Source organism: Scytonema sp. PRP1, from assembly GCF_036697665.2.
In the GTDB taxonomy this organism is placed as follows: domain Bacteria; phylum Cyanobacteriota; class Cyanobacteriia; order Cyanobacteriales; family Nostocaceae; genus Kalymmatonema; species Kalymmatonema gypsitolerans.
In genome coordinates, this window is the sequence record NZ_JBAHYJ020000068.1 from 158,839 (window position 1) to 180,208 (window position 21,370).

Annotated in this window: 23 protein-coding genes and 1 pseudogene; 14 read left to right on the forward strand and 10 right to left on the reverse strand. The window is 43.2% G+C overall.

Translation table 11 applies throughout. The annotated features are described in order from the left end of the window. Positions 1–797: 797 nt before the first annotated feature. Together V5G28_RS14705 and V5G28_RS14710 are read right to left on the reverse strand one after the other, a co-directional pair. The gene (locus V5G28_RS14705) at positions 798–1,022 is read right to left on the reverse strand and encodes a hypothetical protein (RefSeq protein WP_336230768.1); all 225 of its coding nucleotides are present in this window, start codon (positions 1,020–1,022) and stop codon (positions 798–800) included. Positions 1,023–1,035: 13 nt separating this feature from the next. Beyond that, on the reverse strand, positions 1,036–1,173 hold the full coding sequence (locus V5G28_RS14710) for a hypothetical protein (RefSeq protein WP_336230769.1): 138 nt from the start codon (positions 1,171–1,173) through the stop codon (positions 1,036–1,038). 202 nt (positions 1,174–1,375) lie between these two features. Here V5G28_RS14710 and V5G28_RS14715 point away from each other — a divergent pair, with 202 nt between their 5' ends. From V5G28_RS14715 to V5G28_RS14745, 7 genes are all read left to right on the forward strand, one after another. Continuing rightward, positions 1,376–2,074, forward strand: coding sequence for a hypothetical protein (locus V5G28_RS14715; protein ID WP_336230770.1), 699 nt, complete (start codon positions 1,376–1,378; stop codon positions 2,072–2,074). Further along, complete coding sequence (locus tag V5G28_RS14720) at positions 2,071–2,949, forward strand: MarR family transcriptional regulator (RefSeq protein WP_336230772.1); 879 nt, start codon at positions 2,071–2,073, stop codon at positions 2,947–2,949. Before V5G28_RS14715 ends, V5G28_RS14720 begins: the two co-directional genes overlap by 4 nt. Next, positions 2,946–4,289 (forward strand): replicative DNA helicase, encoded by a 1,344-nt coding sequence (dnaB, locus tag V5G28_RS14725; protein ID WP_336230773.1) that lies wholly within the window; start codon positions 2,946–2,948, stop codon positions 4,287–4,289. Before V5G28_RS14720 ends, dnaB begins: the two co-directional genes overlap by 4 nt. After that, a complete protein-coding gene (locus tag V5G28_RS14730; protein WP_336230774.1) occupies positions 4,286–5,392 on the forward strand; it encodes a hypothetical protein in 1,107 nt (368 codons plus the stop codon). Before dnaB ends, V5G28_RS14730 begins: the two co-directional genes overlap by 4 nt. A 271-nt stretch (positions 5,393–5,663) precedes the next feature. Continuing rightward, positions 5,664–6,884 (forward strand): DUF499 domain-containing protein, encoded by a 1,221-nt coding sequence (locus tag V5G28_RS14735; protein ID WP_336230775.1) that lies wholly within the window; start codon positions 5,664–5,666, stop codon positions 6,882–6,884. A 53-nt stretch (positions 6,885–6,937) separates the two neighbouring features. Further along, positions 6,938–7,756: a hypothetical protein gene (locus V5G28_RS14740; RefSeq protein ID WP_336230776.1), complete on the forward strand. Its 819-nt coding sequence runs from the start codon at positions 6,938–6,940 to the stop codon at positions 7,754–7,756. Between the two features lie 103 nt (positions 7,757–7,859). Further along, positions 7,860–8,153 (forward strand): DUF7680 family protein, encoded by a 294-nt coding sequence (locus V5G28_RS14745; RefSeq protein WP_442994266.1) that lies wholly within the window; start codon positions 7,860–7,862, stop codon positions 8,151–8,153. 25 nt (positions 8,154–8,178) lie between these two features. On the opposite strand, the gene V5G28_RS14750 is transcribed toward V5G28_RS14745, so the two are convergent. The 4 genes from V5G28_RS14750 to V5G28_RS14765 are packed head-to-tail and all read right to left on the reverse strand — an operon-like array spanning position 8,179 to position 10,564. Further along, on the reverse strand, positions 8,179–8,439 hold the full coding sequence (locus V5G28_RS14750) for a hypothetical protein (protein ID WP_336230777.1): 261 nt from the start codon (positions 8,437–8,439) through the stop codon (positions 8,179–8,181). Positions 8,440–8,441: 2 nt separating this feature from the next. Continuing rightward, positions 8,442–9,896 (reverse strand): ThiF family adenylyltransferase, encoded by a 1,455-nt coding sequence (locus tag V5G28_RS14755; protein WP_336230779.1) that lies wholly within the window; start codon positions 9,894–9,896, stop codon positions 8,442–8,444. Next, on the reverse strand, positions 9,893–10,276 hold the full coding sequence (locus V5G28_RS14760) for an E2/UBC family protein (protein WP_336230781.1): 384 nt from the start codon (positions 10,274–10,276) through the stop codon (positions 9,893–9,895). Before V5G28_RS14760 ends, V5G28_RS14755 begins: the two co-directional genes overlap by 4 nt. Before the next feature lie 9 nt (positions 10,277–10,285). Continuing rightward, positions 10,286–10,564, reverse strand: a complete 279-nt coding sequence (locus tag V5G28_RS14765; RefSeq protein ID WP_336230782.1) for a multiubiquitin domain-containing protein — start codon at positions 10,562–10,564, stop codon at positions 10,286–10,288. 197 nt (positions 10,565–10,761) lie between these two features. Here V5G28_RS14765 and V5G28_RS14770 point away from each other — a divergent pair, with 197 nt between their 5' ends. From V5G28_RS14770 to V5G28_RS14800, 7 genes are all read left to right on the forward strand, one after another. Continuing rightward, positions 10,762–11,184 carry a helix-turn-helix domain-containing protein gene (locus V5G28_RS14770; RefSeq protein WP_336230784.1) on the forward strand — a complete coding sequence of 141 codons (423 nt, stop codon included), beginning with the start codon at positions 10,762–10,764 and terminating at the stop codon, positions 11,182–11,184. Continuing rightward, positions 11,171–11,824: an ImmA/IrrE family metallo-endopeptidase gene (locus tag V5G28_RS14775; protein ID WP_336230785.1), complete on the forward strand. Its 654-nt coding sequence runs from the start codon at positions 11,171–11,173 to the stop codon at positions 11,822–11,824. Before V5G28_RS14770 ends, V5G28_RS14775 begins: the two co-directional genes overlap by 14 nt. 149 nt (positions 11,825–11,973) lie before the next feature. After that, complete coding sequence (locus V5G28_RS14780) at positions 11,974–12,390, forward strand: hypothetical protein (RefSeq protein ID WP_336230787.1); 417 nt, start codon at positions 11,974–11,976, stop codon at positions 12,388–12,390. Positions 12,391–12,453: 63 nt separating this feature from the next. Further along, positions 12,454–12,741, forward strand: coding sequence for a hypothetical protein (locus tag V5G28_RS14785; RefSeq protein WP_336230790.1), 288 nt, complete (start codon positions 12,454–12,456; stop codon positions 12,739–12,741). Continuing rightward, on the forward strand, positions 12,741–13,130 hold the full coding sequence (locus V5G28_RS14790; RefSeq protein WP_336230791.1) for a type II toxin-antitoxin system VapC family toxin: 390 nt from the start codon (positions 12,741–12,743) through the stop codon (positions 13,128–13,130). The genes V5G28_RS14785 and V5G28_RS14790 overlap by 1 nt, the downstream gene beginning before the upstream one ends. A gap of 2 nt (positions 13,131–13,132) precedes the next feature. Beyond that, positions 13,133–13,567 (forward strand): hypothetical protein, encoded by a 435-nt coding sequence (locus tag V5G28_RS14795; protein WP_336230793.1) that lies wholly within the window; start codon positions 13,133–13,135, stop codon positions 13,565–13,567. 32 nt (positions 13,568–13,599) lie between these two features. Beyond that, the gene (locus V5G28_RS14800) at positions 13,600–13,977 is read left to right on the forward strand and encodes a hypothetical protein (protein WP_336230795.1); all 378 of its coding nucleotides are present in this window, start codon (positions 13,600–13,602) and stop codon (positions 13,975–13,977) included. A 64-nt stretch (positions 13,978–14,041) separates the two neighbouring features. Here V5G28_RS14800 and V5G28_RS14805 read toward each other — a convergent pair. The 4 genes and pseudogenes from V5G28_RS14805 to V5G28_RS14820 form a co-directional block, all read right to left on the reverse strand. Then, a pseudogene (locus tag V5G28_RS14805) lies at positions 14,042–14,271 on the reverse strand (IS1634 family transposase); the annotation flags it as partial. A 286-nt stretch (positions 14,272–14,557) separates the two neighbouring features. Further along, the gene (locus tag V5G28_RS14810) at positions 14,558–15,700 is read right to left on the reverse strand and encodes a hypothetical protein (protein WP_336230797.1); all 1,143 of its coding nucleotides are present in this window, start codon (positions 15,698–15,700) and stop codon (positions 14,558–14,560) included. A gap of 290 nt (positions 15,701–15,990) precedes the next feature. Continuing rightward, the gene (locus tag V5G28_RS14815; RefSeq protein WP_336230798.1) at positions 15,991–18,198 is read right to left on the reverse strand and encodes a caspase family protein; all 2,208 of its coding nucleotides are present in this window, start codon (positions 18,196–18,198) and stop codon (positions 15,991–15,993) included. A gap of 16 nt (positions 18,199–18,214) precedes the next feature. After that, positions 18,215–21,154: a CHAT domain-containing protein gene (locus V5G28_RS14820; protein WP_336230799.1), complete on the reverse strand. Its 2,940-nt coding sequence runs from the start codon at positions 21,152–21,154 to the stop codon at positions 18,215–18,217. Positions 21,155–21,370: the final 216 nt, after the last annotated feature.

Genomic DNA, 21,370 nt, shown 5'->3' on the forward strand with positions numbered 1-21,370 from the left:
TTTATAACACCTCATCCACCAACCAAAAAATTACCATTTGATGTAAAATAATACGCATTTTGATATAATTCAACCCCTTCACCAAGTCGGGTCTTTCCGGTATCAAGACCTCTACATTACGTTTTTTCTCAATCTCACCTTACACACATAAGTGTTTTTTATAATATATACGCTCAACTCAGTAGAAGTACAACACACCACCATCGCAAAACCATAAAAAATTAGCCAAATAAATCTACCAATATTAAGAAAGCTGTTGATGTCAGCAATATAAGTATTCAATAGTCACAACAAAGAGGATTTTAGGGTAAAAAGGGCAATCGCGTAGGTTACAGCACCCCCACCCAGCTATAGCTAAGTATTTTTACAATTTAGTATATAGAATTTTTACAATTATAACAGTAAAAACCCAGAGGATTGCTCTTTGTGGAGTGGGGTAAATTTAGGATATAGGAGGCTCGCCTGAAGCTAGGCATTACTCAAACTGTACTTTCAACTAGGCACCTCTGAAATTTTTCCAAAGTTATCAGGGATACAACAGTTACCAAGCTCGCTCAAGTCATTAGTGTTGATTATTCGATAATGAATTTCTACCTTGAAGGACTTAACCATTGCCGCACAAAATCCCTACAATGCAAGTATTTTAGGTTCACGAACACGGAAATTATCCGACCGTGTCACTTAAGGGTGGATCTGGGCTACAGCTTTGACTCCTCCCAGCCGTGGATGTGGGCAGGTAACACGTCCACATCCACCAACATCCCTTATGTTCACTCATAAAGTGGGATTGCTCACTATCATACTGCTTGTGACATCAATTCACTTGACTCAGTAGTTGTACGGTCTTCAAGGAAAGAATGGCCAATTAAGTTAAGGATTTCCACTCTTTCTACAGGAGAAGCAGCAGATACAAGCACTCGTAGGCTCACCCCAGGCTTCGCCCCTAGCAACTGAGACAAATACCACTCCCGCGCTTCCATAGGAACAGCCCCTAGCAATGCTAGAAACTTTCCAGTTCCCAAATCAGCCTTTCCCTTACGAGAATCTGGAAATTAGCACCTCTGAAACTCCAGCTTGCTTGGCTACAACTTTTGCCGAAAGGTTAAACCTGTCGAACATTTCGTCAAATAGTTGCTGGTAAAGAGGAGTTTCCTCTGTTACAAAATTTTGCATTGCCAAGCCAATTATAGGATTAGTTAGTTGTTATAGTATGCGATATTTAAAGAGAACTGTATTAGGATTTTTAAAGACATGGATAACTCAATGGTAGCAAAGGATTTCCTCTCGCTAAACTGAGCCAACGACTTACTCTTACTGAAAGATATAACATCATCTTGAAGGAAGTAGGGCAGAACTTCAGCTACTACTAGCTTACATGGCGATACCTTTGAGGCGCAAGTTAAGCAATTTTCGGCAGCCATCAAGGAATAGCTTCAAGCCAATAGGCTTGAAAACTAGCCCCAGTCTGGCAGGACAGGGGCTGGAAATTGTCATTACTAAGGAAATTATGACGCAGAACAATTCCAGAATTCAAGGGAAGTTTTACCCACTTCAGCATGAGGAATGGTTAAGAGCCAACCGGGAACTAAAACCAGCAGAAGTAGATGTTCTTTACTATCTCAAAACAGTCAACCCTACCTGTGAAAGGATAAGTATCCCATGTAGCGTCATTGCATCTGATTTGAAGAGGGATAAAAGCACTGTCAGTCGAGCAATACTGGTTTTAAAAGAGAAAAATTGGCTACCTGAATGGTTTGAGGTTCAATTTAGGGAGCAAGATAATGCTGAAGCCAAAATACGCCAGCGACTAAGAGCAGAACTTGGTGGTGAGATGGAGGTAGTCACAGCTGTAGGTCGCATTGACCTGCTTACCGAATCTGAGGTTATTGAAATCAAAAACATCAATGACTGGAAGGAAGCTCTAGGAAAGATACTGGCTTACTCAGCATTTTTTCCTGAGCATAGCAAACGCATTCACCTATTTGGAAAACAGGACTTAGCAAAGCTGGCACTTGCAACCCAAACCTGCTGGGAGTTCGCAGTTATCGTGACTTTCGAGGAGGTACAGCCTTGACAACTACAAAGCGTAACATTCGCCGTCCCCAGCAATTTGAGGAGTCAAAAGTGGAAGGATATTTCATGATTTCTAAGCGAGATGCTTTAATAGCGGTTTCTAACAAGTTAACTGGCAGTCAATCCCGCCTTTGGATTTACCTCATGGCTATTGATTCATTCGCAGATTATACCCAAGGCGGTGAGATTAAATATCATGATTTACCTCCAATAGCAGATATAGCGGTAGCCATAGGAAGTTCACTAGACACAGTGGACAAAGATTTGAGGAAACTTCGCAAGCTAGGACTTTATGACTACCGAACTGTAACAGTGCAGGGTCATAACCTGACAGCCGCTAAAGCCAAGGCTGAGGCAGAGCGTTTATCTAAAACCAGGTCAGAATCCAGCCCGAAATCTAGTCAGGGCAAAGATTCCGCTTATTTAAGCGGAGGTAGCGCTTATTTAAGCGGAGATTCCGCTTATTTAAGCGGAGGTAGCGCTTATTTAAGCGGAGATTCCGCTTATTTAAGCCCTCCGAAAACCTCGGAGCCTTTACAGAACAAGGATTTCAGCGAGCCTTCAAACTATACAAACTATTCAGAATTTATTCAGACTCTCTCAGAAAGCCAGCGAGCGAATTTTTTGAATTTCTGTGAGGAACTTACAAAAAATCTCAGCCAACCCGTCAACGACATAGAGGCTTGGTTAGCTCACAGCAACAAAGCCGGAAAAAACCGTTGGGAGGTTTATTACCAAAAATTCTTGGCGAAGCAAAAAACACAAATCAACAAATCTAAAAACAACCAACGCAGCCGACATATTGCCAAAAAGTTTCAACAAGAAATTGAGGAACAGCGTCAGCAAGCTATGCTTGCCTTGCAGGGTGAAGTATGACTGATCGATTGCCACCCCAAAACATTGAGGCGGAAGAGGCGATTTTGGGCGGGATAATGCTTGATCCAGAAGCGGTTAGCAGGGTGAGCGATCATCTGGTTCCAGAAGCTTTTTACATTACTGCTCACAAAGATATCTATCAAGCAGCACTGCGCCTTCACCAACTCGGCAAACCTACGGACTTGCTGTCGGTCACAAATTGGCTAATTGACCACGACTTACTCGCTCGCATTGGCGGTAGAAATAAACTAGTCTCCCTCGTAGACCGTACAGTCAGTGCTGTCAACATCGACGCCCTAGCCGCATTGGTAATGGAGAAATATCTACGGCGGCAGTTAATTAAAGCCGGTAATGAAATTGTCCATCTGGGTTACGAGACAGAAACTGAGTTACCAATTGTCCTCGACCAATCAGAGCAGAAAGTTTTCCAAGTTTCTCACCAAAAATTTTGTTCAAACACCGAACATAACAGCACGATTAATATTGCTGCTTACGAGCAATTAGAGTCATCTAGCCCCATTTACCCTACAGGGCTTTATGAACTCGATAACTTGATGGTGGGATTTGAAACCGGCATACTGACTATAGTTGCAGGCAGACCATCAATGGGAAAGAGCCAGATTGCACTTTTTTTGGCTCTTCAGATGATACTGCTCCACAAGCTACCTGTCATTATCTTTTCCCTAGAGATGACTAAGAAGCAGCTGGAGTACAGACTGTGGAGTTTAATTAGTGTTCTAGCTGCCTACAGGCATTTGGGCTTGATACCCTTAAGAAGCGATCGCATCCGCAGACACCGGGCAGGATTTGAACCTTTAGAGGAATGGGAATTTAGCAGCATTGCCAAAATCGTTGGTATTGCAAGAGAACTACCGCTGTACATTAATGACTCAAGAGGCATTACCGTTTCTGGAATTGCTTCCGAATGCCGTCAGGTAAAGGCAAAAGAAGGCAAGCTGGGGTTGGTTGTAGTTGATTACCTGCAAATGATGGCAGAGGACTCTGGAGGCAACCGGAGCTACGAACTAGGAGATGTGGCGAGGGGACTTTACAAAATGGCAGGTGATTTGGATGTTCCTGTGTTGGCGCTGTCTCAAATCTCTAGAGCAGTTGAGGGAAGGCAAAACAAGCGCCCAATGATGAGTGATCTCAGCCAGTCGGGAATCTTAGAGATGGTAGCAGACAATATAATACTCGCTTACCGGGACGAGTACTACAACCCGGACACTCTAGACCAAGGAATCCTAGAACTAATCATGGCTAAGGCACGGCATGGCGACACTGGCACGGCAATGGTGTTCTTCGACAAATCCTATGGAATTATCAGGAATTTGGAATGATGAAAGAGCCGATTCCTCAAACTACCGTCGAAACCTTCCGCCCTAATGGCTGGATACTGGGTTTTGACGCCCAGAGCAGCAACCTACAGTTCGGACTGCCGCTCTTGTGCAGTCCGGTGCTTGCGACTCAGCCCGTCTACTTGTGTTCGGGCAGAATCAAGTTTTTGGATACCAACTACAAGCCAAAGTTACCAGCACGACAATCTCACTGCTTAATTTACTGGGGTGATAATGTCCAGCTCTTTAGGGAAGTCTTTGAGCCGTATGGTGTCATTCACCTACCAGCTCAACCTCTATATAAAGAAGAAGCCCAACAAAGAACAGATGATGAGTGGAGAGTCTCTGAATTTTTACTGGGGGATATCGAAAATAGGCCTAGTAAAGACTCCGAACAGATAGAGATACCCCCCAGTAAAGACAGCCCTAGTACAAACTCCTCTAAGTCCCATATATCCCCCAGTAATAGCAGCCCTAGTAAAAAGCACAGAAATTGGGGTGAGGGTAACGGCACTATTTATTGGCGCACCATTACCAAGAATGGAAAGGAATACCCCCAGGCTTATTATCACTGGAAGGAAAACGGTCTCAAGAGAACCAAGTACATTCCTAAGCAATTACTAGGGGTTATTCAAGAAGCAGAGGAACAGAAACGACCAGTGATAGAAATTTTGGGATTACTGGGTGTTGTGCAAAGCCCTAGTAAAAACATATTACTGGGGGATATTATAAACAGCCCTAGTAACAATGAAATAACCACCAGTAAAAAAAGCCCTAGTACTCAGGAAGAGCCTTCATGTGTGTCCCTTAAAGATAGCCCTAGTAACGATGGGGGACAGGTGGAAGCAACCACCAGTAAAGACAGCCCTAGTAAAACAAGACGAGACAAGGGGTTAGGCAGTGGCTCAATTCAGTGGAAAACCATTACCCTTCACGGCAAAGATTATCCTCAAGCTTGGTATCACTACGAGTTTTGGAAAGATGGCGATCGCCTGGTCAAAAAGAGCAGGTACATTCCAAAACGGTTATTGAAGAGGGTTCAGGAGCTAGAAATCCAGAAAGCGCCAGTTAAAGAGGTTTTGGTTATATTAGGCGTAAAATTGTAAAAACCCCAGGCGTGGGGCTATTGGCGTAACTCTTTTGCCTCATGGGTCTTATTGCGGAAAATAACTTATTTGAAACTTGAAACCAGTTGGAACTGGTACCATTTGAGCTACAGTGGACGCTTTGCCAGAGATGTAGGCTGTAATTTTATTAGCACTCTGAATAAAATAGACATCAGAATGGCTTTGTACCAGCTACAGCAGGGGCATGATCATGGATCAGGTCATTAACGGATAGCACTGACTAAAATGTCTTTAAAGAAACAATGAAAATATGATGCTGCCTTCTGTATTTAAAACCTGCATCCCTAGAGAAGAAATATTAGCTGGAGACATTTCCCCCGACTTATTCGCCGCCAAGCTGCGACTGGTTGTGGCTGGGTTAGCGCCTCAAGTTTACCAAGACCCCACGACCTTCTTTACCAATACTTTCGCTACTGACGGTTTGAAAACCTTAATTTTAGAAGTGTTTGGGCGTTTGGTAGGTGCAGCTGTTGGTTCTCCTATCATCCGCTTGGAAACCAGCTTTGGTGGCGGTAAAACCCACGATGAAATTGCTTTATGGCATATTGCTAAAAATGGACGGGATATTCCCGGATTAGACCGTTTTGCTGACCTTAATTTAATTCCAGACCGCCCGATCCAAGCTGCGGCGATCGCTTGTCAAGACCTTGACCCAGTTAATGGTGTTTACCATGAAGACACTGGTATTACTACTTACACTCTTTGGGGAGAAATTGCCTACCAAATTGGCAGCATGGAAGCTTACAGCTTGCTCAAAGGTTCTGATGAAAAGCGAGTTAGTCCTGGAACCGTCGTTTTGGAACGGATAATACGAGGGCAACCCACTGTTATTATCCTCGATGAAATTGCCCGCTACCTGCGAGCGGCAAAAGCGACGTTAGTAGGAAATAGCAACTTAGCGGAACAAGTGGTTGCCTTTTTGTTTTCCTTAATGGATTTGGCGGCGGCTTGCAATAACCTAGTATTTGTTTATACCCTAGCTTCTTCTAGCGACAGTTTTGGCGAAGAAACTACTGAAATTCGTGAGGCAATTTCCGCTTCAGCCCGTCAGGAACGTATCCTAAAACCCAGTACTGATATTGAAATTTATAATATTGTTAAGCAGCGATTGTTCAGCAGTATCGATGCTAGTGCTGCCAAAAACGCTGCTAGAGAATATTTGCAAACTTACAAAGCCAGCCGCATCAATTTACCTGACGGTTGTAAAGATGCACGCTACGCCCAAAGCATTGAAGCCAGTTACCCTTTCCATCCCGAACTATTTAACCTGCTAACTAAAAAAATCGCCTCAATACCAAATTTCCAACGCACTAGAGGTGCTTTGCGGCTGTTTGCTAGGGTAATACGTTATTTGTGGAATAGTTCACACTTGACTGCTGACAGTTCACCGTCAACCACCAACAGTCAACAGTCAACAGTCAACAGTCAACTAATTGGATACCCCTCATTCATTCCCATCACATTCCTATAGGTATTGAGGAAGAAATTACCAGCGATTTAACTTCGCGCTTGGAGCGTCCGTTGATGCGTATACCTCTTCAGGCAGACATTTATAATTTAGATGGGAGAGAAGCACACGCTCAATTACAAGACGCAGCATGGACAGCCGCAAGTAAACCTCCCTTTTCTACCTGGGTAGCGCGTACAATTTTCTTACATTCCATCAACCAAGGAATAGCAACAGGTATTCGTCGCGCTGAATTAAATTTGTCACTGCTGACACCTGGGTTAGAAATTGGCTTTGTTGATACAGCCTTGGAAAGGTTGAGTGAAGTTGCTTGGTACTTGGAAAACGATGCGATAACTTCTATCGCTCGTTTTAAAGAAGAACCATCAATTAATAAAATTATTGCGGAAGAAAAGGCACAAATCGGAATCACTGAGGCGAAGGACGACTTACGAAGCCGTCGCAATACAATTTTTGCTGAAAAATTTTTTAAGCTAGTTTCTGCACCGGAGTCACCAGCAGATGTAGATGATGCACCGGATAGCATTGCCCTCTGTTTAATTGATTTCAATGAAGCGACGATTTCCGCCACTACCGAAGGTCCTCCGCCAATTGTGGAGAAAATTTTTAATGAAACAGGCGAGTCAGGAAAGTTTCGCACTTTTATAAATCGCTTATTATTCTTAGTAGCAAACAAGCAAGAATTAGAACGAGCGATTGACAATGCTAGGGAGCATCGGGCAGTTCAAAATATTCTCAATTCTCCCAACCGCTTGCAAGATTTATCAGAAAGTCAGCAACGGCAAATAAAAGATAAAAAAGGTACCCTTGATTTAGCAGTACGAGTATCTTTAACGAATGCCTACCGCCACTTATTTTATCCATGGTTCCCATAGACAACAATAACTTTGCCTTGGAGTTGTATCAGTGTGCTTATAAAAAAGCTGGAGAAAAAAGCGTCCCTCTGCCAAGCGTATTGGGCGCTTGAAGGGTAGTGCATTGGTACAAGCAAAACAAGCAATTTATGATTGTTTAAAGGCGAATAATTACGACCCTAAAACCTTAACTCATAATCGTCAAACGCCCTATGTTTTGAATGAGGAATCAGGAACAAATTTGGCGTTGTTATTTCAGACTTTGCAACCGCTTTCTAAACCAGAACGCATTGCTAATATTACCAAAGGGATTACTGCAATGAGTAATGAAGAGTCACACTACTGGTTTGCCAAGATAAGTAATGGTAAAAGGAGTGTAGCATTGAAGGCGATGCGGATACTTTTAGGAGATAGTTAACTCTGAAAAATCATTTCTACTGCTGTTAACTTAGTGTGTACTCCTTCCAAGACACGCATTGAATTGGAACACTTGCCATAAATTGGGAGATATCCCTACGACCGTAATAAGTAGGGACTCCTCTGAAGTCTTGAGCCATCAACACAATAGGTATTCCTGGGAATATAGGTTGAAACATCCGTATAGTTTTGTCAGCTTCAGTTTTGTTATCTAGAATATGCTTCTTGACGACAACCACAGCAAAAGTCACTCCCTGTTCCTTGATGACTGCTCCTTGAAATTTCATGTTTAACTTCTGGAAAATGGAATTCGACAAGGCAGACGATGGCGATCGCCCTTAGCGCGACGACTGCGAGAATTATTGCTACAGTCTAAGCAATCATCATTTGCACGCGGCTCAATATTGATGATGCTGCGTTCTCGCGCAAACCTTAACTGATGGCACAACTTGACTTCTGGTTTATACAGCCCTGTGAACATCATCATAAAATCGTTCACGGCTTGTTCGGCAGACTTAACGTTAAGGGCAATGACGCTGGGTTCAGCGATATCTTCATCCTCAACATACCGCTGATTTCGGCGCTCCTCTTCGCTCAATGCTTCCTGTTGCAACCGCCCTGCTGGAATCAACTCATGACAGTGCAGACAACCACCATAAGGAAAAGGAAGTACGGGTCGGGTAGCAGTGAAAATATCGCCAACTTGCTTTGTCTGTTTATCCACAGGAACCTTGGCACCAATCTGAATCCCTGGAATTAGGTACTGATGCACCAGCGCGTTAAAGACTAGACGGCTTTGCATGGAGTCCGCTGCCAAGAACAAGAAATCGATGTCTACCAGTAATTTTGTGGTTGACTCATCGACGATGTTCCCCACAATTGCGTCGTAGCGGATAGAGGGATTTGCTTGCTTGGCAACTCGACGGGCGACGTGGACTTTATAAGGAGACAACCGCTTGCCAAGTTTTTTTAACCAGGGAACAGGTGACTTGGTTAACCAAGTCATTGCATCCCAAGGCGTTGTACCGACAATGCGGGGGCGGTTGGTTAATTCAACTCGGTCAAAGTCGATGGCGACGATATGTCCGACCCCCAAGCGGGATAACCATTCATTGATCAGCGAGCCTCCCCCACCAAGTCCGATGATTCCTACCTTCAAGTTGGAGAAAATTTCTTGCCCCACATCCCCGAACATCCGAACATGGCGGTCGTACATGGGGTCAGCAGCTCGCGGTCGGGGTTGGGGAGAGGGATAAAGTCGGCGGATATGCGAACCAACGATAGTCATGTGGTCGAGTTGAAAGCGACCAGAGGCAGTCCAGATATCCCCTGCTACGGCGTTTTTGGCAAACACCAGCGCCCCCACTGGACCGCCACGAGTAATATCGAGCAGCGCCGGATAACCACGTTCGTGGGATGCCATGTCATCGGCGGAGAAACAAACTTCGTCCCTACCACCATGACAATGTACAGCCAGGTAACAGAGATTTTGTTCCGCACAGTAGCCTGATTTTTCAGCCACAAATTTTGCAGTTAAAGCACGGTAGCCGCGTGTACCGGGTACATAATCAATCCCGTCGCGTGCCAAGAAAACTTCCCGTGCCAGGAGGCGGATGCCGCGAGGTGTTTCTACAATACCTGCTGCAATCACTGCTCCATGTTCATCCCCATCACCGGGGAAAAGATGCTGATGAAGCTTTTGAAAAAGTGGCTCATCTATTCTCAGCGAGATTAGTTTGTTCATTGGCTCCTCAACCACGAAAGAACCTTATTTAACTTGGTTGCGGCTGTGTCAATGGCAGGATTCCATCGGTTTGAGCGCCGCGACACCTGAATGACCTGTCGGTCACGCCAATTGACAGGATATTGAAATCCAGCGCCTTGTACTGAACCATCAATCCGGCGTAACCCCGCGTCAAGATAGTGCGGATAGACATCTGTATAAGGATACTGAAAAGAAATTACAAATCCTACCCAACTGGTAGAGGGAACATACTGTTCGCCAATCTGCAAATCATTGACGATGACGTATGCTCCCCCTTGCGCCTCAGCTTCTATATCAAGAGGATGCTCGGGAAAGGCTTGCTTAATTTCTGCGATCGCCTGTTGAACTTCTGGTGTCATTGGCATCTCCTACGAGTTGTCATCTGGTGCGGTGGCGCGGAATTGTTGCCCCTCATGCAGGGTAACGGTTTCGCAGTCCCCAATTTGTTTGAGGGAAGAATTGCCTTTGACCTCAAACAGCACGAAATCTTCCTGGATTGCTACGCTCTGCTTAATGGCAGTCTGCTTAATTTCCAAGCCTGTAGCTTTGTGCTCTGAGAAAGTTACAGGGCGTTCGTTGACGGTAACAGTAATCATTTTTGGCTTTTTGGACAGGGATTCGGTATTTTTTGAGACTTCAATTTGCATGGCGAAATTCTTTGTGTATTGAATTGAGCTTTTGAGTACTAATTGTCCGAGGGTGATAGTTTGCCGTAGAAATACCTCAGCTGCTTTTTTATCCTGTTGGCGTTGAATTGTCTTCCTATGCCAGGATGATAACTTTTGCTACAAGAAAACGTCAACATCAACAGGAAGTAATATCCTTTTAAAGGAAAACGATATCGATGAGGGAAGTTGGTAATACTACAAACCAAATGGAATTAATGGATTACATCGGAGAACGCATCCGATATTTACGGACGAGTTACGGAGGTAAGGGGCTATCCCAAGAAGCGCTTGCGAAAAAGGTGGGAATTACAGCGAACACCATTTCGCGTTGGGAAACTGCAACTTATCGCCCAACAATTGAAGACCTCGAACGCCTTGCCCGGTTCTTTGAAGTGTCGATTTTAAATTTTTTTCCTTCAGAAGAAATCACGCAGAACGAAGAACTCACTGCATTGTTACGTGTAGCTAAACAGTTACCTCCTGAAGACTTAGCGGAATTGCGTACCTATGCTGAATTTCGTAAAGCGCGAAGTCTCTATCAACAGGGAGATAAACCGAAATCAGGGCGTAAGAGGAAAAAACAGAATGACACTGAATGAATATTATGAGGAGATGAAGGAACTTGCACGCCGCATTCGAGGCGAATATGGTTTGACTACGCCGCAAGTACGCAAGTCCGATATACGACGTATTTATAAGGCGTACAACATCAAGTGTGATTTGTGGCCCCCAAAAGATGCACCCCCTACAGCAAAATTCAAAAAGTTGCGGGGGGCTTTCTTTTATGATGAGTGCGGCGCGACCATTATGGTCAATCGTTCGCTTCCCGAAGCACCTGCACTTTTTACGATGTGCCATGAATTTAAGCATTATCTCGTTGACCGCAACCTGAAATCTCTTTTATGTGGTGAATACAATCAAAATGAGGAAATCGAAGTTGGTGCGGAGATTTTTGCCGCAGAAATGTTGTTTCCAGACGAGAATTTCATCGATGGCTTGGTTCAGATGGGCGTAAAAAAAGGCGAATGCACCCCTGAAGATTTGGTGCGGTTGAAGCGAGTAACGCAAGCTACAATTTCTTATGCTGGAATGGTGAAGAAAGCCGAGTTTCTGGATTTTGCCCCTTATGGCTCGTTGAACAACGTCAAATGGACGAAACTCGAAGAGCAAATGTACGGCGTTCCAGTTCACAAGCAGTTCCAACGCCAGCGCAAGCAGGCAAAGGAGCTAAGCTGGTAATTTGGTAGAGGATTTGCTAAACAATGGTTAGTGTTTTATCTAGCACCATTAATCTATGCCCAAACCCACCCCCAAACGCCCCGCCCTCTTCATCGAAAGAATGATGCCCGTGCAACTGCTGAACGAGCAGGTATACTACGAACACGTTGGTGAAAAAACACAAATTACTCGACTCAGCAAGCGGTTTTTGCAAACTACTCACCCCGCAACAACGCCTGAAAAAACGCGCCTTCTCCGTTATCGACACTGAATTTTCGGCACGATATTTAGTAGATGGACTCCATGCGATTATCGCCCTTTATGAGGAAGAAGGCAATATAGAACCCGTCCGCAGATTTCTGAAAAATACTGGCTTAGTCAGCAACGATTTATTTATGCGGACATTTGAAGTGGCGTTAAAAGTTATTCCTAGAATTGGCGATGAAAAGAAACGCATCCCGGAAGAAAAAGCGTTGTTAGATTTGTGGTTAGCAATGGATGAAATTAAAGCCAAGGTTTCTTACCAGCAGACTGAGTTACCGTTAAGTTATGGACAGATGAGTTTAGATTTGGGAATTGTTGACTGATGATTAAGTTATGTTAGCGGTTAACCGTCAACTGTCAACCGTCAATAAATGAGGAAACATAAAATGAAGATTAAAGGAATCAAACGCGGTAAAACTATCGAATTATTAGAACAGATTAATAATATTCCTGATGGTACAGAAATCATAGTTGAGTTAGAAATTGCTCCAACTCAAATTAATGAAACAAAACAGCCTTTAACGGATGAAGAAAGACTAGCAAGACTTAATAAGTTATTTGGTACTTGGAAAAACCAACCTGATTTGATGGAAATCTTTACTGAAATTGACGAACAGCGCCACGTTTATCGAGGTAGAGTGATAGACTCAATTGATAATCAAGATAACAGCTAATGTACCTGTTAGATACTAACATTTGCATTGCACTGCTAAACGAAAATCCCAAAGCAGTTGCTAAATTTAATCGCTTTTTTAGCCAATGCTACCTTTCTACAATTGTAGTTTCGGAACTGTATAAAGGAATTTACTGTTCTAAAGAGGTTGAAAAAAATTTAGAAACATTGGCACAGTTTACCGAACTTTTAGCAGTTGAACCCTTTGACTTAGATGCTGCTATCGAATTTGGCAAGATTCAAAGTGAACTTAGACAGATTGGTAAACCAACTGGAGAAATTGATGCACTAATTGCTGCGGTTGCTCGTTCTCGCGATGATATCCTCGTCACTAATAATATCAAAGATTTTGAAAATATTACCAATTTACGATTAGATAACTGGTTATAATTTTGAAAAAACTACGTGACTATCCCTGGAAAATTAGCTACTCTAGCAATACTCATAATACCATTACAGATTTCTATATCCCCGCATTAGAATGTACTGTCCAATATGACCGTAAATCCGGCTTTTTTAACAGTGCTATTCTCAGTAAGGTTGCCTGTGGTTTGGGTGCAATGCTGCACAATGAAGGGCGGATGCGGTTAATTATGGGTTGTCAGTTTAGCCCAGAAGATTTAAACGCAATTCAACAGGGATATGCACTCCGAGATGCATTGTTAACCCGCCTTGATGCTGACTTAAAACCACCAGAAAACCTTGTCCAACTCAAACACTTTGAAATTCTTAGCTGGTTAATTCAAAATCAATATCTTGATATTACCCAAAGGGCGATCGCATCAACGCCTTTGCCACAGTTATTGGCAATCTCCAGCCAATTTTAGCGCAAGTCCCCACCTTTATTGAACAGGCGGCGATGAGTGCTGACCCAGAAGAAGAGGACGTTTTAATGTCTGAGTTCGACTCAGTATTAGACACGCCGCCGCTGCGTCCAGCAATTGAAGAAATGGTAGCAATGGATTTGGACGCTGACCTCGTAGAAATTCAAAAACCAATGGCTCTTGCTCCCCTCACTCCAAAAGCTATTGAGGAGTTATTCACGACTTCAGTTATTTTAAGAGCTTGCAGAGCGACTTTTGAGAACAAAGGTGAACATATTTGGCAGCTTGCTTACAAAGGACAAAACTACACAGTTACTTTTTCGCCTGATGTATTTGATAAAATGCCTTCACTGCGGTTAATGACTTTTGGCGACCCCTTGTTCGAGGCATTACTGCAAGCGGTTGGCTGTTAAAGCTAATTGCTAATTGCACTGCAACACTTGTCTATCCCACATTCCGCAGGTTAGTTAAGAAAGAAGATATTTGACTATTCTCAATTTGGTAATATTTAAATTGTTTTGACAGTTTTGTTAATGCCTTAATTGCATCCGCTTCGCACGCAAACTTTTCTTGGGACAACTTTTTCAATTCGCTCTTTGATTTCTCTTCTGATTTAGTAACTTTTTGTGATAATTTACCTAGGTCTGACTTCCTTCTAGCTTTGCTTTGCACTATCAGCCTCTTTGTTCTATCCCTGCATAAGTTACATTTAATCAACATTTCAACTAACGGCGCTAGGTGAAATGCTGGCGATCGCACCCTTATTTTTCCCTCGATTTCTAAAAGTTTGTGATCGCTCTGAATATTCTTTGTGTTACCACTTCTTCATTAATGCTATCTATTCTCAATAGTCTTTTTACATTCTACTTCTTTATTAGTTCATAAGTACTGTTTTTTGCTGTGTGACAGTTGAGGGTGCGGAATGTGGGTTTAAAAATAGGTCATTCCACATTTTTTACAAAACTAAACATATATGCGTTTTATCGTGCCGACTTACTTATTAGGTAAGTTTATTAATAATTTGAGCCATTCAATCCAATAGTGCGTTGTAGCATCACCCAGAGTGATGGTTATTTCGTTAGTGCCGACATGAAGATAGGAAGCAATTTCAAAGCGATCAACAGTATAGTTATCGCTTCGGGGATCGTGGTTAGCAGCTACACACTTGTTATTAACCTCAATATTTACGGGTGAATATCCTTTCTTACCGCCCATTCCAGAAGAGAGATGGCTTAGGTACAGTACGGCAAAAGTAGTTTGCTCTTCTAAATCAAAATTAGCTCGGATACAACTGCGATTTGGGTACAGCAAACGAAGCTTACCATCGAAAGCTCCGGAGTCATCATTATTAATCGTTACAACTGACAAACCATCTGTAGCGCTTCTCGTTCCTCCTAAAAACTCACAAGTTAACTGATAATTAGTTGCATCACGGTCAGCTTGTTCTTGTTGCTGCTCGAGCTGAGCCCGCTCGCGATCGCGTTCTGCTGCTTCATCCGCATCTCTTTGCTCCTGAATTAGTTTTTGCTCCATCTGTTGGAGGTTTACTCGTACAAGAGCATTGATATCTTGCGTTCGTACAATTGCAGACACATCAAAAGCAGGTTTACCAGCTATGAGAGACAAAGTGTTCACATAACTGGAAGCTCTTCCACAAATACCTATTGCCACGTATTCATCAGGTAAATACACTTCTACCCTTTCAGCAGAACCAAATGTCTTAACATAAGATGGCAGTTGAGGTATTAATGGTTCGCTGATAAGTTCTTCATTAGTAACTTGCCCATTCAACCACCTGCGCCAAATCAGGCTCAGGGCATTGATAGCTCCGTGTCCGTAGTAATTCACAGTCTGAAAGCGTAAACCTACGAGTACATACCCAAATTGTAGGAAAATATCTCCACCGCCTCCATCGTCTCCCTGCTGCGTCCCAATATAAAGTTCGGATTTAATAGAGCAATCTGCCTCAAGAGGCTGGAAAATTGGCGTTACTGCATCAATAATGTCGCCTTTGCGGATTTGCATTCCAGTCATCACACAAGTATGAGAAATTTGTTCAAAATAGTTTCCTGAAGCACCTTGCGGATTTGGGATTTCCAAGCGTATTAAATTTTTCTCAGGCGATTCGTACTCCATTTTCAATCTTTAAAGATATAGCTTTTATTGTCAAAGATAAACTAACCTACCAACTAGAGTTAGAATTTGGAATAACTGATTGTTTGGTCAATTTTCAATTAAACTTAAAAAACCGAGTTCTGAATGAAGAATAAAGGTTTACACCCTTTACAAATCGCTCATATTCCCGGTTTTTGAAACTGGAGCAAAACATCACGGCTGTCTAGCTCATCGACAAGAAATTTACTGAATTTCTGGGTTGGGCGAGACAATATGCACTTTGAACTGACGCGAGATATGAATATTTTCTCCTATTCAACCACTTCAATCATAGTTGATCTCGCTGCTAGCTGAGTCGTATCTACTGCTTGCACCTCTTTTGAAATTATGTCAAGACTAGCGCGAGCCATTTCATCAAGGTCGCCGAGTAAATTCTCCATCACTTCTACTGGTTCATCTTCAGAAAGTTCCAAAGGAACACCTCTACCAACATTGCGGCTTCGGGCAATATTCTGTAACCCTCTTAAAGCATTACGGACTGGCTTAACACTCGCCAGTACCAACACTTCCAAGATGCCAGAAGGTCCACGCAGGCGGAATTTAAAATTGTCTCCTGGTTTTGGAACAGTAATCCTTTCTCCGGAAGGAACCAAAGCCGCATCTTCTGGGGCATCCCAGTCGCGGGGAAACAAGACAATCAGGTCTCCACTTGAGTCTATTAATACAACGCTGATGTAAAGATTGCGGTTTTCATGATTTTCTACCTGAACCTGAATGTTTGTGCCTGCTTGGAACTGTACAGTCTGGATAAATTGCCTGCTTTGGAATTCTTGATTACCCCGACTAGAAACAATGTTGGCAGTTGCCGTACTATCCACGGGTTGAATTGTGGTGGTGACATTTAGCGACGAAGACGATTCACCTGTAACCAGCATCTGCAAAATGCGCTCTGCCAACAAAGACTTGAGGCGTGTTCGCAGTCGCTGCTGTACAGCCTCTTCTACTGATTCTCCGGCACGACCGAAAGAATTGGGGACGAGTTCTCGCCCTGCGGTAAACAAGCTGATAGCACCCACAGGTGGCAGATTGGGAATGCGCTGTTGTTGGAGGTGACGCACATCGTCTTCTGTGACACGCCCCAACAAGTAATGTACTACATCCTGTTGTGTCACTGGCACGACTTCTATGCGTCTCACTGTTTGGATTGCTGTTTGTGCTTGGGCTTTTTCTGCATCTAGAGATGAGTCTAACCCTACCTTCAAAGTCAAGTTAGTAGGAATTCCGCGCACCCTTTCCCGCAATAAGACTCCTGGCTGAACAACATCAACAGGGGTGTCTTGGACGACTTTGCCGTACCCAACCAATCCCACGCGAGATTGTTGTTCGATGAGTCCAATTTCCTGACTTTGGTTATCAATTAGGCTAAAAATCGACCCAGGTTGAAAACTTTCTAGAGTTTGAGAAGCCACTCCACCCAACCAAAATTCTATCTGGTTATCCTGCACATTCCGGATAACTCCCTCTGCACCAAGAGTAACCTGCTTGCTAAAGTAAAGGAGTTGTTTCTCATTGTTACTTTCTGGCTTAACTTCCAAGTTTGGGTCTTGAAGAATATTTGATGATTGAGCAACATCGTGAGTACGCAGTGCTAAATTAATAAAGACTTTACCAACAGCGTCATTGCTAGTTTGTTGCCACAGATAGCGAGTGAGCAGATAACTGAAGGCACCTGCACTAAAATCCCCAAAGGGAGCATCTGTGGCTAATTGATCGTCTTTGGCAGCACTCAGTGCTACCCCCTTGGCAATACCCTGCTTTCGTCGTCGCTGAAACTCTTCTGGGGAAAGACCGAATTCTGTAAGCCACCGTTGCTGATACTCAAATTCTTCTGGAGTGGCGCTTAAGTTTTCACCGCGAGCCGAACGAGCAGAGCGAATGACTAAATTGCCTCTGGTACCTCCTCCAGAGTGACAGGAATCCAAAATGACTGTCAGGTACTCAGTGCGGATAGCAGACATTAGTAAAAATAGTGTCCGTCCCATAATATCTCGCACTATATTATCGGTTTCAGTAGCGCTATCATATGGTACTAATGTACTGTTAAACCGACGATTATCAATGGGGTTGGGGTCAATCACCCGCGAACCGTGACCGGAGAAGTGAAAAACTACCACATCCCCTGGTTTAGCTTGTTGGATGAGATGTTCCTCGAAGGCAGCGAGTATACCCTTACGAGTAGCTTCTCGATCTTTGACTTCCCGAATGTCTTGAGGATTGAAGCCAAAGCGGTGGATGAGAAGCTCTCGTTGCATTTCGAGATCGGTGAGACAACCATGCAACGAACGGATACCAGCAAAAGTATAGTCATTAATACCAATTAATAAAGCCAGTTTGCGAGAGATATTCTGACTCAGCAGTTGACCATAGAGATTTGCCTGTTCGAGAAAGTCTTGCTGGTTTAAGCCTGGGGTAGCAAGGGGGAAACTGTTAGATTGTAAGGGATTAGAACTTTGTGTCATAATTTTTTCCTGTTAATTAGTTTAAAAAGGTACCTTGGGTTTCTCCAATTAAGGTAAATGCTGCCCAATCTTTTGGATGAGGATGGAATTCCCTTGTTTTGAGCATTGCTTGGCGTAGCGCTTGGGCTTTATTAGGATTGAGCTTAAGTTGGTTATAGAACTCTGTCATTAAATCAGCAGTGGGAGCATCAGGAATTGCCCACAGAGAGACAATAATGCTAGGGGTTCCAGCACTAATGAAGGAACGGGATAAACCAACAATGCCATCGCTGGTAATTTCTCCTCGACCTGTATCGCAAGCACTGAGAACAACTAAAGAAGCATTAATTTCTAAGTCAAAAATTTCATCCGCAGTTAACAATCCGTCTTCTTTGCCATCCGATGCTAAGGCTAAGGCTCCAGGTAAGCTTTGCCCTGATTGATCTTGGAGTTGTCGGTAATCGAGCAATCCATGAGTTGCTAAATGGATGATGTCTGCCTGAAGTAATTTGGATTTAATAGTTGACTCAATAGCTTGAGCGCCAATCAATGCATCAACATTAAGTACTTTGCTAATTGCCAATGCTTCTTCTTGGGCTCCAGGCAGGCTCGACAATTGTTTGGCTGGTTGTCCGACATCTAAAGAAACGGTGGGCATTACAGGATTGCCAACAATCAATATATTGAAGGATTGCTCTCCTGGCAACTTCCGACTCTCGATTTGTTCTAGTTTCTTTTGAGTTAACTCCAGCACTTGAATCGAAGGCGCAGTTAGAATTGTGTGTTTTTCAACCAAGTATCTGCCGTCTGCATCTTGTAGTGCAGCAAAGGGAACTAAGAACAGTTCTTGGTGCGGAATGAAGATAACGTGGGTGTTGGGGTCAGAAGGTAGAAGGTCGGCAATGGGTTTGATTAATAGGCTGTGGAGTTGTTGAAGGCGTTGTGTTTCGTCTGGTTCTGGTGCATCATAGACGATGTCTAAGCTAGCACGACCTCTGACACCGATAGACTTGCGACTGTTGATAATAAGTTGTGCAAGTGAAATATCTTGTTGCAGCAACAAGGATTCTAAATCGCTGCGGCGGAATGTAATCTTACCAGTAGGTTCGATAACCCAAATAAGAATACTTTTCAATCTTTGGTTTCCACGCTTAATAATTGTATATTCAACTAGTATGGAATTTTTCTCTTGGGCTATTTGTCGAATTTTCTGAATAGTCGGAGAAGTAGCAGTTGTTTCAGTTTCAGCTAAGCGCCCGTTTAACTTCTTGCTCAATAAATCTACAAGCGCCCTAGCTCGACTGCGTTCAGCAATTTCCAAGGCAGGTAAGGGTTTTTCTTGGTCAATCAGGACATCTAACAGTAAATTGTAAGTTCTGGCTTGCTGTTCAAAAATTGATACCCTAAAGTTATCATGATCGCCCAAGCTTCTTCGTACAGACTCCCAAAGCTCAATTCCCTGGCGTAGTTTACTTTCTGCTTCTTCAATTTGATTTAAGTATAAATAAGTAAGTCCTATGTCTGTTAGACTACTTGCTTTTCCAGAAAGTTCTTGGATCTCCTCCATAACTTGTAAACTCTGCTCGAAGAACTCTAGTGCTTTGGTATATTCGCCGGCTAAAAGACGAATACTTCCCCGAAAGCGAATAGAATTTCCTCTACCAATCTGATCCCCCAGTTTCTCCTTAAGCGTCAAACTCCTTTCGTTGTACTCCCACGCCTGCTTTAAATTTCCTTGGTAATAGTAAATATCAGCTAAAGCTTGTAAGGCATTGGCTTGACCTTGCTCTTCACTTATATTCTCGGCAATTTTTAGGCTTTCTTGGTAACGTCTTTCCGCAGCAGTTAAGTCCCCATTGGCTCTGTAATAGCCTCCCAAACCTTGCAAATTGTGTATCTGCAACCAGTGAGCAGCTTGATTACCTATCAAATCGGCGATCACCAAACTCTGCTGGTAGTAATTTTTCGCTTTCTCTTTCTCCCTCTGACCCAAGGCATTGTAACTTCTTCCTAGACCAAATAGAGCGTGAGCCTCTAAAAGGCGATTGTTTAAATTTCTGGCAATGGTCAAAAGTTTATTGTTGCACTCTATCGCCTTGGCATAATTGCTCGTGTAATTGTAGGAATCTTGCAAATGATACAGAGCATCCACCTCTTTTTCGAGGTCGCCTGTTTCTTGGAAGATGACTTTAGCTCGCTCGTAGCACTTTATTGCCTCAGGAAAATTCCTCGACTGTCCCGGAGCCCAATAATGAGCTTTTCCTATACAGGTTAGAGCAACTGCCTCTCCGTGACGATAGCCTATCTCAAGAGCGATTCCCGAACTCCTTGTGCAGATATCTATAGCTGTGCCTAAGCCCCAGTCATAGGGATGATTATAAGAGCTTCCTAAAGCATTGAGAATATCTACAAGTAATTCCTTGCCAGCTTTGCCATCTATCTGTTCAGCGATCGCCAAACTCTGTTCGTAGTGATTTCTTGCTTTGTCTAAATCGCGTAAACTTTGATAATCAATTCCCAGATGTAACAGAGCTTCAGCTTCCAAAAAGCGTTCCTTACGGTTTTGCGCGATGATCAAAAGCTGCTTGCTTGACTCTATTGGCTTAGTATAGTCATTTGTGTAACGGTAAAAGAAACGTATATAGTATAGAAGCATCGCTTCCATCTGCTGATAGCTTCTTTCCTGACAGATAACTTTAACCTGCTCGTAGTATTCCATTGCCTTAGAAAACTCCTGACTTGCAGAGTCAGCATTTCTAAGAGCAATTAACAGATTAACGACAATATTAATTAGGCGTTCGGAAGCACCTATGTTGTTTCTTATTGCCAGATTTGTTCCATAATCTAGCATTGTTTGTACTAACCCAGCATCTATCAAGTTTTGGTTGGCTCTCAAAATTGCTAGTTCTTCACCACTAGGACGGTTTAGCAGTAATTCAATCAGATTCAGATAAGCTTGACGACGATTTTCATTCATAAAGTATACCTATAACAGTCACCAACAGTAAGCACTACACTAGTCGGAAAAATTATTCAAAACTGGGGGAGTATTAGGGTAGCGATCGCAAAGTGCCAAGTCCAGTAACTTAAAACCTTTACCTAAGTTAGCTTTCAATTCTTTGTCACCGCGCCCATAGTATTAAGTCCCCCAGCTAACGAAAGTTCCGACTTTACTGAAGAAAGGGAAGAATAA

Excerpts from the sequence above, each read along its gene's own strand:
- V5G28_RS14710 (WP_336230769.1), bottom strand. The coding sequence starts at position 1,173 with ATGCAAAATTTTGTAACAGAGGAAACTCCTCTTTACCAGCAACTATTT.
- V5G28_RS14715 (WP_336230770.1), top strand. The coding sequence starts at position 1,376 with ATGGCGATACCTTTGAGGCGCAAGTTAAGCAATTTTCGGCAGCCATCA.
- dnaB (WP_336230773.1), top strand. The coding sequence starts at position 2,946 with ATGACTGATCGATTGCCACCCCAAAACATTGAGGCGGAAGAGGCGATT.
- V5G28_RS14730 (WP_336230774.1), top strand. The coding sequence starts at position 4,286 with ATGATGAAAGAGCCGATTCCTCAAACTACCGTCGAAACCTTCCGCCCT.
- V5G28_RS14735 (WP_336230775.1), top strand. The coding sequence starts at position 5,664 with ATGATGCTGCCTTCTGTATTTAAAACCTGCATCCCTAGAGAAGAAATA.
- V5G28_RS14740 (WP_336230776.1), top strand. The coding sequence starts at position 6,938 with ATGCGTATACCTCTTCAGGCAGACATTTATAATTTAGATGGGAGAGAA.
- V5G28_RS14750 (WP_336230777.1), bottom strand. The coding sequence starts at position 8,439 with ATGAAATTTCAAGGAGCAGTCATCAAGGAACAGGGAGTGACTTTTGCT.
- V5G28_RS14755 (WP_336230779.1), bottom strand. The coding sequence starts at position 9,896 with ATGAACAAACTAATCTCGCTGAGAATAGATGAGCCACTTTTTCAAAAG.
- V5G28_RS14760 (WP_336230781.1), bottom strand. The coding sequence starts at position 10,276 with ATGACACCAGAAGTTCAACAGGCGATCGCAGAAATTAAGCAAGCCTTT.
- V5G28_RS14765 (WP_336230782.1), bottom strand. The coding sequence starts at position 10,564 with ATGCAAATTGAAGTCTCAAAAAATACCGAATCCCTGTCCAAAAAGCCA.
- V5G28_RS14770 (WP_336230784.1), top strand. The coding sequence starts at position 10,762 with ATGAGGGAAGTTGGTAATACTACAAACCAAATGGAATTAATGGATTAC.
- V5G28_RS14775 (WP_336230785.1), top strand. The coding sequence starts at position 11,171 with ATGACACTGAATGAATATTATGAGGAGATGAAGGAACTTGCACGCCGC.
- V5G28_RS14785 (WP_336230790.1), top strand. The coding sequence starts at position 12,454 with ATGAAGATTAAAGGAATCAAACGCGGTAAAACTATCGAATTATTAGAA.
- V5G28_RS14790 (WP_336230791.1), top strand. The coding sequence starts at position 12,741 with ATGTACCTGTTAGATACTAACATTTGCATTGCACTGCTAAACGAAAAT.
- V5G28_RS14800 (WP_336230795.1), top strand. The coding sequence starts at position 13,600 with ATGAGTGCTGACCCAGAAGAAGAGGACGTTTTAATGTCTGAGTTCGAC.
- V5G28_RS14810 (WP_336230797.1), bottom strand. The coding sequence starts at position 15,700 with ATGGAGTACGAATCGCCTGAGAAAAATTTAATACGCTTGGAAATCCCA.
- V5G28_RS14815 (WP_336230798.1), bottom strand. The coding sequence starts at position 18,198 with ATGACACAAAGTTCTAATCCCTTACAATCTAACAGTTTCCCCCTTGCT.
- V5G28_RS14820 (WP_336230799.1), bottom strand. The coding sequence starts at position 21,154 with ATGAATGAAAATCGTCGTCAAGCTTATCTGAATCTGATTGAATTACTG.